Here is a 15,552-nt window from a genome sequence, read left to right as displayed (position 1 = left end):
GAAGTACGGGAAACAGTGCTGTCAAGGTTGAAAGCAGAACGGTGGCTCATTTCACAGCCCATCGATTGAACCGGAATCGACGGCTGTCCGTGCAGGGGTGGACGCGCGAAGGCCCGCCTCGATCGAGGCGGGCCTTCGCACGATCTCCGGGCGCTCAGCCAGCGGGCACCGTGACCAGGGTCTTGCCCACTCCCTTGCCGTCGACCTCCTGCACCTGGAAGTGCTTGACCTCGTCCAATGTGGAGGAGGTGGCGGCGGACAGGGTCAGCGGTTGGGGATTGCTGTTGGTGCCGTAGCCGCCCTGCGGGACCGACCAGCTGGAGATGACCTCGGTGCTGGCGTCCCGGCGTACCACCACCAGACGGCACTCCCGGGGACCGGGCAGCCGACCCAGGGTGAAGGCGATGTTGGTGCCGAAATCCTTCGAGGCGAGGAAGAAGGTGGCCGTGACCCCCGTGGTCGGGTCGGTGGCGTCCACCTGCTTGCCCTCCTGCTCGTTACCCCCGACTCCCGGGCCACCGGGGTTGCCCGGGCGGTTGTTCGGCACCTCCACCGGCCCGGAGGTCGGACCGGCGACCGGGGGTGCGGCACCACTGTCGGCCAGATTGCTGAACACCACCCCGGTGATCCCACCGAGGACCACCACGGCCGCGGCGGTCGCGAGAATCTGCCGGAACCGTGCCTTGCGCCGGTGCGCCCGCATCGCCACCAGGGTCCGATCCAGCAGGACCGGATTGGTGTGGGTCTGCTCCAGCGCCGTCACCGACTCCGCGTCGATGTCGGAGAGCAGCCCGACCACCGGCACCATCGACTCCAACTCGGCGGCGCACGCCCAGCAGGTTGCGAGGTGTTCCTCGAACCGTTCCATGTCCTGTTCGTCCAGCACGCCGAGCGCGTACGCGGCGACGTCCATGTGGTCAACTCGGCTCATTCCGTCACCCCCCTCTCCTGCAAGGCTGTGCGCAGGGCGCGCAGCGCGTAGTAGACCCGTGACTTGGCGGTGCCCAGGGGCAGACCGAGTTCCTCGGCCGCCTCTGGCACCGTACGCCCCCGGAAGTAGGTCGCCACCAGGATCTCCCGGTGCGATTGACTCAACGTGCGTAGTGCGTCGGCCACTGTCATCGAACGCAGCACCCGGTCGGTGTTGTCCGACTCGGCGAACGCGGTCAGGTCCCGGTCGTACGTCTCGGCCGGGCGGGCCTGTTCACTGCGGTGTTCGTCGATGGCGATGCGGCGGGCCACCGTAACCAACCAGGGACGCAACGAACCCTGCCCCTGGGTGCCCAGCCGGTGGGCGTTACGCCAGGCCCGCAGCAGTGTCTCCTGCACGATGTCCTCGGCCCGCTGCCGGTCACCACCGGTCAGTCGCATCACGAACATCAGCAGCGGACCGGCGTGCTCGGCGTACAGGGTGCGGATCAACTGGTCGGAGTGGGCGGCCTCGGTGGTCGTCGCCTGATGGCGGCCAGGGGCGGGGCGCGGCGTCACCGGGCTATTCTGGCGAGACCCCGCACGCGAGTCGACCCCGTTGGTGGTCGTGGTCGGCCGGGACTGGGACCGGGCAGACATCCAGTCCACCCGCACCCGTTCGCCGTGCCAACCGGCCGCCAGTGCGTGCATGCAGACCTCCGGTTGTCCATGGACAGAAGCCGTCCCCCCACGGGCATGGCTGCCGATTGATACGCACGGCCGGGCCGCACAGATCAACGTCGGACGGAAAAAATTCCCGCCGGGGGTGGGGTGGAGTCCGTGGCCTGCTCGTCGTGGACCACCGGGGCGCCCCCGACGAAGCGGTCGAGGTCGGTGCCGGCCAGTACCCGGCCGGGAAACCAGTCACCGGCGGCCCGGCGGGTCAACTCCGGTACCGGGGGCTCCTGAGCACCGGCGACCAGCACCAGGTTGCCGTAGCGGCGGCCCCGCAGCACCCCGGCGTCCGCGACCAGACAGGCCCGAGGCAACACGGTACGCACCGTGGCGACCTGCCCCCGGGCGTAGCGCAGGGGTGGGCCGTCGGCGAGATTGGCCAGGTACCAGCCGCCCGGCCGGAGTACCCGGGCCACCTCGGCGGCGTACTCCACAGAGGTCAGTCGGGCCGGGGTGCGGGCACCGGCGAACACGTCGGCGACCACCACGTCGTAGCTGCCCTCCCGGGTGCCGACCAACGCCGCCCGGGCATCGGCGACCCGCACCTTCAGGCGGGCGTCCGGCCGCCAGGGCAGGGCCCGGCGGACCAGGTCGACCAGGGCACCGTCCACCTCGACCACCCGCTGGGTGGAGCCGGGTCGGGTGGCGGCGACATAGCGGGGCAGGGTCAACGCCCCGCCGCCCAGGTGCAGCACCCGCAGGGGGGTGCCGGTCGGTGCGATCAGATCCAGTGCGGCGGCCAGCCGCCGGACGTACTCGAACTCCAGGTGGGTCGGATCGTCGAGGTCCACATGCGACTGTGGGGCCCCGTCCAGCGACAGGGTCCACGAGCCGGGGCGGTCCGGATCGGGGGTCAGCTCGGCCAACCCGGTGTCGACCTGTTCGGTGCGCCGGTCGGTGTCGCGGCGGCGGCCCATCAGCGCAGGCCGGTCGAACCGGTGGCGGCGGAGTTGGTCCGCGCGGCGGCGTTCAGGGCGCGGTGCAGCAGCCGGGCGTCACCCAATCGGGACCGCAGCAGCCGCTCCAGGCCGGCGATCGGCACCAGGTTCTGCGGGGCCCGGGGATCCTTGTAGGGGGTGGAGGCGAACCGGGGCAGGGTCACCAGCGACAGATCCGCCAGCCGTACCGCCTCGTCGATCTCCAGTTCGGCGGAGCATTCCATCCGGACGATGCCGGCCCAGGGGGCCCCGGGGGCCACCGGCAGCCGCAGATACCACGACCAGCCACCCCAGGCGGTGCCGAGGCGGAACACCGGCGACCGGTGGCCCGGTGCCAGCCCGGTGACCACGGCGGTGAGCCGGGCGTCGAGATACTGGCTGTGCTGGGTCTTGATGTACCCCAGGGTGCGCGGCAACTGCCGCCGGTTGCGCAGCGGCCCGTCCACCACCAGCAGATCCTCATCCGTACGGGCGGCGTCGGAGACCTCCACCTCCAGGGCGGTCAGCGGCCCCTGCACGGCCGCCGGCAGCTTGGCCAACTCGCCGGTGCCGCTGACCCGGTGCACCGGGTAGCGGACGTTGCCGGCCACCACCTCGGCCGCCGAAGGGCTGGCCGTGAACAGCCCCCGGCCGACCTTCGCACCGGCCAACTGCGCCGCCCCACGCTCAAGGTCGCAGCGCACCACCCCGGCGGCGTACGAGGCGGCCAGGCCGGGGTACGAGGTGCCGTCCTCCTCGGCCGTCCAGACGCTGGCGTCGATCCGGCGTACCCCGTCGACCAGCAGCACCACATGAGGGGCTTGCACCCCCGGGCGGGGGCCGATGGCCCGCCAGTCCACCGCGGGCAGTTCGGCGTCGGCGTCGACCTGGGCGCTGCTCGGCGCGGCCGGGCCACCTCCGGAGGCCTCGAAGGAGGCCCCGTAGGCCGGATCCCAGGCGTCGACGAAGAACCGGGTCATAGTCGTCTCACCGGCCGGTCCGTTCGACCCGGGCCGAGCGGGCGTCCTTGCGTACCTCGAAACGCACCGGGATCCGCTCGGCCAGCGCCGGTACGTGGGTGACCACCCCGACCATCCGGTCCCCCCGGGCGGCCAGGTTCTCCAGAGTGGCGGCGACCGTGTCCAGGGTGGCCGCGTCCAGGGTGCCGAAACCCTCGTCCAGCACGATCGACTCCAGGCTGGCCGCGGTGGTGGACATCCCGGCCAACTGTTCGGACAGGGCCAGCGCCAACGCCAGGGAAGCCTGGAAGGTCTCCCCGCCGGACAGGGTCCGCACCCCCCGCCGCAGGCCGGCATCGTGATGATCGACGACGAAGAACTCGCCCTTGTCGTGGACCAGGTCGTACTGGCCGCCGGAAAGCTCCCGAAGGATCCGGGAGGCGCCGTCGACCAGCAGGTCCAGGGCCTCGGCCAGCAGCCACCGTTCGAAGTTGTTGGCCCGCAGGTGCCCGGCCAGCGCCCGGGCCACCTGGGCCTCCCGCTCGTGCTCGGCCCGCTGCTCGCGTAGCTGCGCCGCCTGCTCGCGGCGCTCCACCAGCCGGCGCAGCTCGGCCTCGGCCCGCTCCACCGCCACGGTCGCGGCGCGGACCGGATCCTCCGGAGCGGGCAGCCCCGCCTCGGCGAAGATGCCCTCGATGCGCTCCGTCGCCGCCCGGGTGGCCGTCTCGGCGTCGGCGACCGATGCGGCCAGGCCCTCCCGCTGCGAGCGGCGGTCCCGGGCCTGCTGCCGCGCCCACTCCGACAGGGCGGTCCAGGCGGCGGCCAGGTCCTCCCGGTCGACCCCCGGGGGGCCGAAACGGGCCAACCCGTCGCGGGTGCCGTCGAAGTGCCGCCAGGCCGTACGCAGCCGCTCCTGGGCCGCCTCCAGGGTGCCCCGGGCCCGGCGGGCGGCGTCCCGACCGGCCCGTACCGCGGTGGCCGCCTCGTCGAGGGAGGCCCGCAGCCGGGTGTGTTCGGCCAGCTGCTCCCGCAGGGTCTGCGGGCTGGCCGCGTCGGCCAGGCGTTCGTCCAACGTGGACAGCCGGGCCCGTACCCCGTCGTGTTCGGCGCGGGCCCGCACCAGGACCCGGTCCAGTTCCCGGGCCGCCGTGTCGCGTTCGGCCACCAGCCGCTTGGCGGCCTCGCTGGCCGTCCGGGCGGCCTTGCCGGCGGCCACCGCCCGGGCCACCGCCGACCCGGCCGGCATCGCCGGCACCCGGGCCACCACCTGCTCGCACACCGGGCAGGGGTCCCCGTCGCTCAGGTGCGCCCGCAGCGCCGCCGCCTGGTCGGCGGTCTTCGCCTCCTCGTGGGCCTGGAAGGCCGCCGCCAGCTCCGCCTCGGCCCGTTCGGCCTGCGTACCGGCCTGGGCCAGCGCCGTCACGGCCGCCTCGTGCCGCGCGGCGGCCTGCTCCACCGCCACCCGCAGCGCCTCGGCCTGCCCGGCCAACTGCTCCCGATCGGCGTAGGCCCCCAGCAGCAGCCGCAGGGTGCTCTCGTCGCCCAGGGCGGTCAGCTCGCCGCGCAGCTTCTCCTCACGCTCCTCGGCCAGCGAGACCTCGTCCACCGCGGCATCCGCCGCCGCCCGGGCGGCGGACACCGCCCGGGTCAGCTCGGCGGTGACCTCCGGGGCCCGGACCGCCTCCAGCAGGGCCAGGTCGGCGTCCAGGGCGGCCAGGGCCCGGGCCACCTCCCGGGCCGTGGCCCGCGCCCGCTCCAACTCCGGTACGGCCTCGGTCACCGCCTCGGCCAGCTCGGTCATCCGCTCGACCTGCGCGGTGGCCTGTTCCAGGGTGGCCTCGTCGGTGTCGGCCAGCCCGGCTAGCAACTGGTCAAGGGCCTCCAGCTTCGCCTCGGCCTGCCCGGCCCGACCGGTGGCCAGCTTCTGCACCTCCTCGTACACCCCCAGGCCCAGCAGGTTGACCAGGATCTGCTGCCGGGTGGCCGGTCGGGCGTGCAGGAAGTCGGCGAACTGCCCCTGCGGCAGCACCACGCAACTGGTGAACTGCTCGTACGGCAGGCCGACCGCCGCCAGCACGGCGGACTCCATCTCGGCCGGGGTGCCGGCGACCACCTCGCCGAGATCCTCCGGGCTCAGCCCGGTGTCCAGCTTGGTGACGTCGAAGCCGTCCGGCATCAACTGCAACCCGGCATTGGCGGTCTTGACATTGCCCCGGCCGTCGCGACGCACCACCCGGGTAGCCACGTAACGGGCCCCGGCCGACTCGAAGACCAGCCGCACCCGGGCCTCCGTGGCCGAGGGGGCCAGCGCGTTACCCAGCCCCCGGGTGCCGCCCCAGCGGGGCACCGTGCCGTAGAGGGCGAAGCAGATCGCGTCGAGCACTGTCGACTTGCCGGAGCCGGTGGGACCGACCAGGGCGAAGAAGTCCGCGTCCGTGAAATCGATCGTGGTCTCGTCCCGGAACACCGTGAACCCGGCCAGGTCCAGCCGCATCGGCCGCATCAGTGCTCCACCTGTTCGAGGAGTTCGTCGAAGAGGTCCCGGACCCCCTCGTCGGCGTGCCCCCGACTGTCCAGGTAGTCCGCGAACAGTTGGCGGGGGGTACGCCCGGCGCGCTGGGCGACCCGGGCGCCGCTGCCGGGCGCCGCCAGCAGCTCCGGGTCGATGCGGATCTCCAGGGCGCGGGGGAACAACTCCTGCACCTCCTCGCGCAGCCCGGCGCGGGGCTGCTCGCGTACGTACACCCGCAGCCAACCCTCCGGTGGGGTGATCCCGGCCAGCTGCTCCAGCGTGCCGCGTACGGTGTGCAGGGCGGTCGCCGCCGTCACCGGCACCTCCCGCACCTGCGCCGCCGTGGTCGCGCTGACCTCTACCAGGGTCACCGAGGGGACGTTCTCCTGCTCGCCGAAGTCCACCGCCAGCGGGGCACCGCTGTAGCGGATCGGGCAGGGCCCGGAGACCCGCTGGGCCCGGTGCAGGTGCCCCAGCGCCACATAGTGGGCGGTGCCCGGGAAGACCGTGGCCGGTACGGCGTACCCCATGACGGTGTGCGCATCCCGTTCACCGCCGCCGGTGGCCGCCCCGACCACGGTCAGGTGGGCGGTGACCAGGTGGACCCGGTCCGGCTCGGTGAACCCCTCGGTCAACCGGGCCAGGATGCGGCCCAGGTGGTCGGCGTAGGTCTGGATGGTCTCCGCGGCGGTCAACTCGTACATCTCCACCGCCCGGATCGCGTACCGCTGGGACAGGAACGGCAGGGCGGCCAACCGCCAGCGTTCCCCACCGGGGGTGGTGCCGTCGATGACGTGCTCGGCCGGGTCCTCGCGTACCGCCCCCCGCAGGGTGATGCCGGCGGCCTCGGCCCACGGGCGCAGGGCGTCCAGGGCGGCGCCGTTGTCGTGGTTGCCGCCGATGGCCACCACGTCCGCGCCGGTGCGCCGCAAGGCGGTCAAGGCCCGGGTGACCAGCCGGGTGGCCTCCGCCGTCGGGGCGGCCGTGTCGTACAGGTCACCGGCGATGACGACCAGATCCGGTCGCTCCTGCCGGGCGATGTCGATGACCCCGGCCAGCACCTGTTTGTGCTCCTCGGCCCGCGACTGCCCCTTGAGGACCTTGCCCACGTGCCAGTCCGAGGTGTGCAGGATCTTCACTGAGCCAACCTTTCGCTCGCGACTGCGGGGCTCCGCTTCGCTGCACTCCTCGCGCTCACTGGCTGCCCTCTCAGAAGGGGATGTCGTCGTCGGCGCCGCCGCCGGAGCCCACGACCGCGAAGGGGTCGGCGGACTGGGTCAGCGAGCGCAGGGTGTGCGAGGGCGCGGTGCCCGCCTCGGAGACCCGGGTCGCCCAGGCCGGGAAGGGGAACTCCAGGCAGAGCGGGACCGGGATGTCGGGCTGGTTGACGAACATCGTGCCCGGCTTGGCCAGCAACGCCCGCTGCCGCTGGGCCGGGGGGAGGAAGCCGTACTCGGGGCGGGAGGCCTCGGCCGGGTCCAGCCGACCCACCACCCGGATCGCCGAGTTGGTGACGATGCGTCGTTCCACCTCGCTGGCGGTCTGCTGGGCCCCGATCAGGATCACCCCGAGGGACCGGCCCCGCTCGGCGATGTCGAGCAGCACCTCCTTGATCGGGGAGGAGCCCTCCCGGGGGGCGTACTTGTTCAACTCGTCCAGCACCACGAACAACAGGGGCTTGGCGGTGCCGGCCTTCTCCTTGCGCTCGAACTCGCTCTTGAGGGTCACCCCCACCACGAACCGCTGCGCGCGGTCCGGCAGGTTGTGCAGGTCGACCACGGTGACCTGGGCACTCTCCGCGGTGTTGATCGAATGCGGGCGGCGGGTGGCCAGGTCCCCCCGGATCAGCCGGGACAGGTCCTTCTTGCTGCCGATCAGCCGTCGGGCGAAGGCGTTCACCGTGCCCAGGCCGACCGCGCTGCCCGCCCAGTCGCCACGGGTCTCGTCGTCACTGAGCTGCTCGACGATGTGGTCCACCAGGTCGCCGTAGCTGCCCAGGCGCACCCCGTCGATGCTCACCCCGCCGTCGGCCGGCTGGGCGTACCGGGCCAGGTGGGCGGCGACCGAGTGGACCACCATGGTGTACTGCTGGCGTTCGTCGTCGGCGTCGGCGAAGACGTACGGCAGGAGCCGGTCGGCGCAGAACTCCGACAGGGTCCAGTAGAAGCTGTCCACCCCGGTCAGCCGACTGCTCACATCCGGGGTGCCGGAGGAGTCACCGACCCGGGGCGGGGCGTAGACCCGTACATCACCGAAGGCGTCGGCGACCAGGCCCAGTCGGGCGTACGCGGCCCGGGTGGAGTCGTCCAGCCGGGCGTTCGGGTGATCCAGGAAGAGCAGATCCTCGCCCTTGACGTTGAAGATCAGTGCCTTGGCGTTGACCGCGTCACCACCGAGCTGCCCGGAGCGGAACACCGAGTAGAGCAGGAAGGTGGCGAAACTGGTCTTGGTGGCCACCCCGGAGATGCCGGAGATCGACACGTGGGCGCCCCGGGTGCCGTCCAGGAAGTCGGCGTTGAGGTAGACCGGCACCCCGTCCCGGCCGGTGCCCATCGGGATGCGGCGTTCCATCCGGTCGAAGTGCAGCGCCCGCGCCCGGGCGTCCCCCTCGGCCCGGTGCACCACCGCCCCGGGCTGCGGCGGCACGTAGAACTCCGGATCGACCCGGGTGGTGGTGATCTCGGCGGCCTCCTGCACCTGGGCGGGCAGGGTGCCCTCGGCGATGGCGAACACGTCGGAGTCGAACTGGGCCCCCTCGTGTCGCGCCCGGACCTGGGTGACCACCCCGGCGATGGTCACCGGCTCCCGGTCGGGCAGCTCCCGGCGGGTCACCACCACGTCGTCCAGTTGCAGGTAGCTGCCGGGGGCGACGGCCGTCCAGAACTGAAGGGGAGTGGCGTCGGCGGTGCCCAGCACCCGCCCGACCCCCTCGCCCATGACCTCGAACCCCTGGTCAGTCATCGGGCGGCCCCTCCTCGGCGGTCATCGCGGTCGGCGTACACGCCCTGCATCCTGCCGGAGGAGTACGACAGGTCGCCACGCGACGCGGCGGAGGCCACGCCGGGACCCCCGGGGTGACCGCACAGCGCTACCGCATCCTCACCGGGGGTTGCGCGGGGTGTGTCCGGTCAGCGGGCGTGGCGCAGCAGCAGGGTGCCGTCCCCGGCGAGCAGCACATGGCGTAGCGGCAGCTGTCGGGCCGGACTGGGCGGACCGGCGGTGATCCGGCCGGCGCCGGCGCCGGCGAGCAGCGGAGCCACCGACAGGCAGACCTCGTCGACCAGGTCGGCGGCGGTCAGCGCGCCGAACAGCTGCGGGCCACCCTCGCAGAGCACCTGGCGCAGGCCCCGTCGCCGCAGTTCGGCCAGGCCGAGGGTCAGGTCGACCCGGTCGGTGCCGCAGTGCACCAGATCGGCGACCGCGGCCAGTCGCGGCGCCGCCGGTGCGCCGTCGCGGGTGAGCACCACCGGGCGTACCGGGGCGTCGGCGAAGGCCGCCTGGGCCGGGTCTAGGTCGAGGCTGCCGGAGACCACCACCAGGGTGGGATACTCGGCCAGTCCGTGCGCTAGCCGCCAGGCCCGGCGCCGCTCGTCCAGCCGGATCGCCCGGTAACCCTCGTGGCGCAGGGTGCCGGCGGCGACCAGCAGCCCGTCGCAGAGCATCCGCAGCAGCCCGAAGACCCGCTTGTCCGGTGTGCCGGACAACCCGGCGGAGTAACCGTCGAGGCTGACCGCACCATCGACACTCGTCACGAAGTTCATCCGCACCCGCGGGCCCTCGGCCCGGGGATAGCGGGCGATCAGCGCCTCGTCGTCCAGCGGGCCGGGGGAGGGGGCCGGCCAGAGGGCGCGGATGGCTGCCTCGGCGGTCATTCGCCGGCCGGACCGGTGACGACAGGGGTGGGTCGAGGGGTACGGTGCTGGCAGTCGCACCAGTTCCGGCCCGGGCAGTCGTCGTGCCGCCGCGACCGGCACGCTCGGCAGATCATGCTCGCAGCCTATGCCGTGGAAGGACGGGACAGCATGCCGCGTCAGATCTTCCAGCTGAGGATCTCCCTGTCCGGGGTCCGTCCCACCATCTGGCGTCGGGTGCTGGTGCCGGGCGGCTACACCCTGGACCGACTGCACCGGGTGGTGCAGCACGCGATGGGTTGGCGCGACTGCCACCTGCACTCCTTCGACATCGAGGGCGTGCAGTACGCGGAGCCCGACCCCGAGGGTGATCTGCTCCTGGAGGAGGAGATGACCCCGCACGACGAGTTGGACGTGCGCCTGGACGCGGTGGCGGGCAAGGGCAGCCGGTTGCACTACACGTACGACTTCGGCGACTGGTGGGAGCACGACCTGCTGGTGGAGGACGTCTTCACCGCCGAGGCCGACGAGCGCTACCCGAGGTGTGTCGACGGGGAGCGGGCGGCGCCGCCGGAGAACATCGGTGGCCCGCAGGGTTACCTGCTGCTGCTCGCCGCGCTCGCCGATCCGGGGCACCCGGAGCACCCCGGGATGCGCGAGTGGGTCGGCGACGGCTACGACCCGGGGGCCTTCGACCCCGACCGGGTGACCACCCTGTTGCGGCGATTCTGCTGATCATCGATATTCTGCGGGGCTGATCGCAGGATTTCCCGACGGGTGCGAAGCGGGATCAAACCGGTTCTGTGGTAACGATCTGGGAACGCTCCCAACGGCCTATTGACACTCCTGATACGTCCCGGCAATCTCATGGGAGCGTTCCCAAGGGGCGTAGATCACATTTTCACCGCCCGGGGCGTCGACGCTCGGCTCACCAGCCGGCGGCCGGCAGACGCTGCGGCACCCCCCACCACATAACCAGCCTCACCATCGAAAGAGGGGTCAGGATGAACCTCACCAAACGGAGTACCCGCCTGGCGGCGGCCACCTTCGCGGCGGTCATCGCCGTCGGTGGCCTCGCGGCCTGCGGTAACGACGACGACGACAACACTTCGGCAGAGGGCGGCAAGCCCGCCAAGCTGGTCGTCGACACCTTCGGCGAGATGGGCTACGACGAGCTCGTCAAGCAGTACGAGCAGCAGACCGGCATCAAGATCGAGCTGCGCAAGACCGCGCAGCTGCGGGACTACCGTCCCAAGCTGGTCCGTTACCTCGCCACCGGCAAGGGTGCGGCCGACGTGACCGCCCTGGAAGAGGGCATCCTCAACGAGTTCAAGGCCAACTCGCGCAACTGGGTGGACCTGACCACGCTGGTCGACGACCACTCCAAGGAATACCTGCCCTGGAAGTGGGAGCTGGGCAAGGCGGCGGACGGGCGGCTGATCGGCCTGCCCACCGACGTCGGCAGCCTAGCGGTCTGCTACCGCAAGGACCTGTTCCAGGCGGCCGGTCTGCCCACCGAGCGGGACCAGGTCTCGGCCCTGTGGCCGGACTGGAGCGGCTTCCACAAGGCCGGCCAGACCTACAAGCAGGCCACCGGCAAGGGCTTCATCGACTCGATCACCGCGGTCTCCAACGGCGTGCTGTTCCAGCAGGGCAGTGACCTGTTCTACGACAAGGAGAACAACGTCATCGCCAAGGACAGCCCCGCGGTGAAGGCTGCCTGGGACACGGCGACCTCGATGGTGGACATCTCCGCCAAGGCGGAGACCTGGTCGCCGGCGTGGAACGCCGGCTTCAAGCAGGGCACCTTCGCGGCGACCTTCTGCCCGTCCTGGATGCTCGGCATCGTCGAGGAGAACTCCGGCGAGGGCAACAAGGGCAAGTGGGACGTGGCTTCCGTGCCGGGTGGCGGCGGTAACTGGGGCGGCTCCTGGCTGGCCGTGCCGGAGCAGAGCAAGCACCAGAAGGAAGCGGCCAAGCTCGCCGAGTTCCTGACCAACGCCAGTGGCCAGATCGCGGCCTTCAAGGCGGCCGGCCCGCTGCCGACCAACCTCGAGGCGCTGAAGAACGAGGAGTTCCTCAGCTACACCAACGAGTACTTCAGCGGCGCGCCGACCGGCAAGATCTTCGGCGAGAGCGTGTCCAAGATCGAGCCGGTCCACCTGGGCCCGAAGCACCAGGCGGTCAAGGAGAACGCGTTCGAGCCGGCCATGCGGGCCTTCGAGAACGGGCGGGCCAGCAAGGACGAGGCCTGGGCGCAGTTCGTCAAGGACGCGGAAACTCAGGGCGCCTTCTGAGTGTGATTCCCATCCGGTGGCGTTCGGGGGGATTTCCCGAACGCCACCGGTCGGTCACCCCTTGCGCGTGGCACCGCGTGCGGGCCCCGGGGCGTCGCCCGGAAAGGAAACCCCATGAGTCTGTCGGCCACGACGGCCCCGCCGTCCTCAGCACCACCACCCCCCAACGCCGAGCAGCGGCGCCGGCGTGGGCATCTGCTCAACCGTCTGGATCTCAAGTACTCCCCGTACCTCTACATCGCACCGTTCTTCCTGATCTTCGGCATCTTCGGGTTGTACCCGATGGTGCGTACCGCCTGGATGTCCCTGCACGACTGGGACATGATCGGCGACAACACCTTCATCGGGTTCGACAACTACACCCGGCTGATCTCCGACGGGTACTTCTGGAACGCGCTGGTCAACACCTTCGGCATCTTCGCGCTGTCGACCATCCCGCAGCTGCTGCTGGCGCTCTTCCTGGCCAACCTGCTCAACCGCACCCTGCTGCGGGCCAAGACCTTCTTCCGGATGGCCATCTTCATCCCGAACGTGGTCTCGGTGGCCGCGGTGGCGATCGTCTTCGGCATGCTGTACCAGCGCGACTTCGGTCTGTTCAACTGGCTGCTCAGCTTCTTCGGGGTCGAGGCCATCGACTGGAACGGTGAGAAGTGGAGCTCCTGGACGGCGCTCGCCACCATGGTCAACTGGCGGTGGACCGGGTACAACACTCTGATCCTGCTCGCCGGCATGCAGGCCATCCCGAAGGACCTCTACGAGGCGGCCGCGATCGACGGCGCTGGTCAGTGGCGGCAGTTCTGGCAGATCACCCTGCCCATGCTCAAGCCCACCTTCATCTTCGTGGTGATCCTCTCCACGATCGGTGGCATGCAGCTGTTCACCGAGCCGCTGCTCTTCGCCAACGGCAACATCATCGGTGGTGACCAGCGGCAGTTCCAGACCCTGGCCATGTACATGTACGAGATGGGCATCGTGAACCTGAACACCGCCGGCTACGGAGCCGCGGTCGCCTGGGCGATCTTCATGATCATCGTGCTGGTGTCGCTGATCAACTTCGTACTCGTCCGCCGTACGGCGAAGTGAGGAGAGACCAGTGAAATCGGCTTCCCGCCTGTGGCGTACCAGCCCGCTGACCTACCTGGCGCTCGTCATGGCGGCCCTGCTCTCCATCTACCCGTTCTACTACATGATCGTGATCGGCACCCGCAGCCTGGACGCGATCAACGACGTGCCGCCACCGTTCACCCCGGCGGGCTCGTTCGGCGACAACTTCGGCCGGGTGCTCGACAACGACGCGGCCAACTTCGTCACCGGTCTGATCAACTCGATCATCGTCTCCGCGGTGGTCACCGTGTCGGTGGTGCTCACCGGCTCGCTGGCCGGCTTCGCCTTCGCGAAGCTGCGCTTCCGGGGCCGCAACATCCTGCTGCTGTCGATCATCGTCACCATGATGATCCCCACCCAGATGGGCATCATCCCGCTCTGGGGCATGATGCAGTCGTTCGGGTGGTACGACAGCCTGCTCGCGGTCACCGTGCCGTTCCTGGTCAGCGCCTTCGGCGTGTTCATGATGCGGCAGTACGCCAGCCAGGCGATCTCGGACGAGCTGATCGAGGCCGGCCGGGTCGACGGGGCGAGCACCTTCCGGATCTACTGGAACATCGTGCTGCCCGCCCTGCGTCCGGCCGCCGCCGTGCTCGGCCTGTTGACCTTCATGGAAACCTGGAACTCGTTCCTCTGGCCGTACGCGATCCTCAGCCCGGAGAACCCCACCCTCCAGGTGTCGCTCTCCTTCCTCTCGTACGCCTACTACACGGACTACTCCCAGGTCTTCGCCGCCACGGCGGTCGGCACCCTGCCACTGGTCCTGGTCTTCATCGTGTTCGGCCGCCAGATCATCGGCGGGATCATGGAAGGTGCAGTCAAGTCGTGAGCAACCCCGCCACCCCACCCTCAGTCGGCGTCCTAGACGAACGTGCGCCGCTGACCTTCCCGCCGGGCTTCCTCTGGGGAGCGGCCACCGCCGCGTACCAGATCGAGGGGGCCGCGGCGGAGGGTGGGCGTACCCCGTCGATCTGGGACACCTTCAGCCACACCGAGGGACGCACGGTCGCCGGGCACACCGGTGACGTGGCCTGCGACCACTACCACCGGGTCCGTGACGACGTCCGGCTGATGGCCGAGCTGGGGCTCAAGTCGTACCGGTTCTCGGTCTCCTGGCCCCGGGTGCAGCCCGGCGGGTCCGGTCCGGTCAACGCCGAAGGGCTGGACTTCTACCAGCGGCTGGTCGACGACCTGCTGGCCAACGGGATCGAGCCCTGGCTCACCCTCTACCACTGGGACCTGCCCCAGGAGTTGGAGGACGCCGGGGGCTGGCCGGCCCGCGACACCGCCGGCCGGTTCGCCGAGTACGCGCAGTTGATGGCGGACGCCCTGGGTGACCGGGTGAAGTACTGGACCACCCTGAACGAGCCCTGGTGCTCGGCCTTCCTCGGCTACGGCTCCGGGGTGCACGCCCCGGGCCGTACCGATCCGGCGGCGGCCGTCCACGCCGGGCATCACCTGATGCTCGGGCACGGGCTGGCCGTGCAGGCGTTGCGGGCGGCACTGCCCACGGCGCAGCTAGGGGTGACGGTCAACCTCTACCCGGTCACCCCGGCCAGCGAGGCACCCGGCGACGTCGACGCCGCGCGCCGCATCGACGGGTTGGCCAACCGGTTCTTCCTCGACCCGATGCTGCGTGGCCAGTACCCCGACGACCTGGTCGCCGACCTGGCCAAGGTGACCGACTTCGGGCACGTCCGCGACGGGGACCTGGCCGTCATCTCCGCTCCGATGGACCTGGTCGGGGTGAACTACTACAGCCGGCACGTGGTCGCCGCACCGCTGCCCGGCGAGGAGCCCGAGAAGTACTGGCGGGCGCCGACCAACTGGCCGGGCAGCGAGGATGTCCGGTTCGTCACCCGGGGCGTACCGGTCACCGACATGGACTGGGAGATCGACGCCCCCGGCTTGGTGGAGACCCTGCGCCGGGTGCATGAGGAGTACACCGACCTTCCGCTGTACGTGACGGAGAACGGTTCCGCCTTCGTCGACACCGTGGTGGACGGCCAGGTCGACGACGCCGAGCGCCTGGCGTACTTCGACGGTCACCTGCGCGCCGCCCACGAGGCGATCACCGCCGGTGTCCCCCTGCAGGGATACTTCGCCTGGTCGCTGTTGGATAATTTCGAGTGGGCCTGGGGCTACACCAAGCGGTTCGGCATGATCTACGTCGATTACGACAGTCAGACCCGCATCCCCAAGTCCAGCGCCAGGTGGTACGCAGAGGTGATCCGACGCAACGGTCTGGCCGCACAATAAGGCGACGGC

The 15,552-nt window shown here is 70.9% G+C and carries 13 protein-coding genes; 5 read left to right on the top strand and 8 right to left on the bottom strand.

Annotated features, from left to right (window positions below):
- Nucleotides 1-154: 154 nt before the first annotated feature.
- From ACGFIK_RS00430 to ACGFIK_RS00395, 8 genes are all read right to left on the bottom strand, one after another.
- Complete coding sequence (locus ACGFIK_RS00430; RefSeq protein WP_327022040.1) at nt 155-931, bottom strand: zf-HC2 domain-containing protein; 777 nt, start codon at nt 929-931, stop codon at nt 155-157.
- The gene (locus tag ACGFIK_RS00425) at nt 928-1,620 is read right to left on the bottom strand and encodes a sigma-70 family RNA polymerase sigma factor (protein ID WP_327022039.1); all 693 of its coding nucleotides are present in this window, start codon (nt 1,618-1,620) and stop codon (nt 928-930) included. Before ACGFIK_RS00425 ends, ACGFIK_RS00430 begins: the two co-directional genes overlap by 4 nt.
- 83 nt (nt 1,621-1,703) lie before the next feature.
- Nucleotides 1,704-2,561: a fused MFS/spermidine synthase gene (locus ACGFIK_RS00420; RefSeq protein ID WP_327022038.1), complete on the bottom strand. Its 858-nt coding sequence runs from the start codon at nt 2,559-2,561 to the stop codon at nt 1,704-1,706.
- Nucleotides 2,561-3,541, bottom strand: coding sequence for a hypothetical protein (locus tag ACGFIK_RS00415; RefSeq protein ID WP_327022037.1), 981 nt, complete (start codon nt 3,539-3,541; stop codon nt 2,561-2,563). Before ACGFIK_RS00415 ends, ACGFIK_RS00420 begins: the two co-directional genes overlap by 1 nt.
- Nucleotides 3,542-3,548: 7 nt before the next feature.
- Nucleotides 3,549-6,023, bottom strand: a complete 2,475-nt coding sequence (locus tag ACGFIK_RS00410; RefSeq protein WP_327022036.1) for an SMC family ATPase — start codon at nt 6,021-6,023, stop codon at nt 3,549-3,551.
- The gene (locus ACGFIK_RS00405; protein ID WP_327022035.1) at nt 6,023-7,171 is read right to left on the bottom strand and encodes an exonuclease SbcCD subunit D; all 1,149 of its coding nucleotides are present in this window, start codon (nt 7,169-7,171) and stop codon (nt 6,023-6,025) included. Before ACGFIK_RS00405 ends, ACGFIK_RS00410 begins: the two co-directional genes overlap by 1 nt.
- A gap of 70 nt (nt 7,172-7,241) precedes the next feature.
- On the bottom strand, nt 7,242-8,993 hold the full coding sequence (locus ACGFIK_RS00400) for an ATP-binding protein (protein ID WP_327022034.1): 1,752 nt from the start codon (nt 8,991-8,993) through the stop codon (nt 7,242-7,244).
- A 167-nt stretch (nt 8,994-9,160) separates the two neighbouring features.
- Nucleotides 9,161-9,904 (bottom strand): pyrimidine reductase family protein, encoded by a 744-nt coding sequence (locus ACGFIK_RS00395; RefSeq protein WP_327022033.1) that lies wholly within the window; start codon nt 9,902-9,904, stop codon nt 9,161-9,163.
- Between the two features lie 150 nt (nt 9,905-10,054).
- Here ACGFIK_RS00395 and ACGFIK_RS00390 point away from each other — a divergent pair, with 150 nt between their 5' ends.
- The 5 genes from ACGFIK_RS00390 (at nt 10,055) to ACGFIK_RS00370 (ending at nt 15,543) form a co-directional block, all read left to right on the top strand.
- Nucleotides 10,055-10,618: a plasmid pRiA4b ORF-3 family protein gene (locus tag ACGFIK_RS00390; protein WP_327022032.1), complete on the top strand. Its 564-nt coding sequence runs from the start codon at nt 10,055-10,057 to the stop codon at nt 10,616-10,618.
- Between the two features lie 269 nt (nt 10,619-10,887).
- On the top strand, nt 10,888-12,180 hold the full coding sequence (locus ACGFIK_RS00385) for an extracellular solute-binding protein (protein ID WP_327022031.1): 1,293 nt from the start codon (nt 10,888-10,890) through the stop codon (nt 12,178-12,180).
- 114 nt (nt 12,181-12,294) lie between these two features.
- Nucleotides 12,295-13,263 carry a sugar ABC transporter permease gene (locus ACGFIK_RS00380; protein WP_327022030.1) on the top strand — a complete coding sequence of 323 codons (969 nt, stop codon included), beginning with the start codon at nt 12,295-12,297 and terminating at the stop codon, nt 13,261-13,263.
- Between the two features lie 67 nt (nt 13,264-13,330).
- Nucleotides 13,331-14,113 (top strand): carbohydrate ABC transporter permease, encoded by a 783-nt coding sequence (locus tag ACGFIK_RS00375; protein WP_327027198.1) that lies wholly within the window; start codon nt 13,331-13,333, stop codon nt 14,111-14,113.
- Nucleotides 14,110-15,543 (top strand): GH1 family beta-glucosidase, encoded by a 1,434-nt coding sequence (locus tag ACGFIK_RS00370; RefSeq protein WP_327022029.1) that lies wholly within the window; start codon nt 14,110-14,112, stop codon nt 15,541-15,543. The genes ACGFIK_RS00375 and ACGFIK_RS00370 overlap by 4 nt, the downstream gene beginning before the upstream one ends.
- The last annotated feature ends 9 nt before the right edge of the window (nt 15,544-15,552 follow it).

This window comes from Micromonospora sp. NPDC048871, assembly GCF_043198155.1.
GTDB lineage: Bacteria > Actinomycetota > Actinomycetes > Mycobacteriales > Micromonosporaceae > Micromonospora.
Note: the sequence above shows the minus strand (reverse complement) of the source record. Positions and strands in the feature narration are given on the sequence as shown.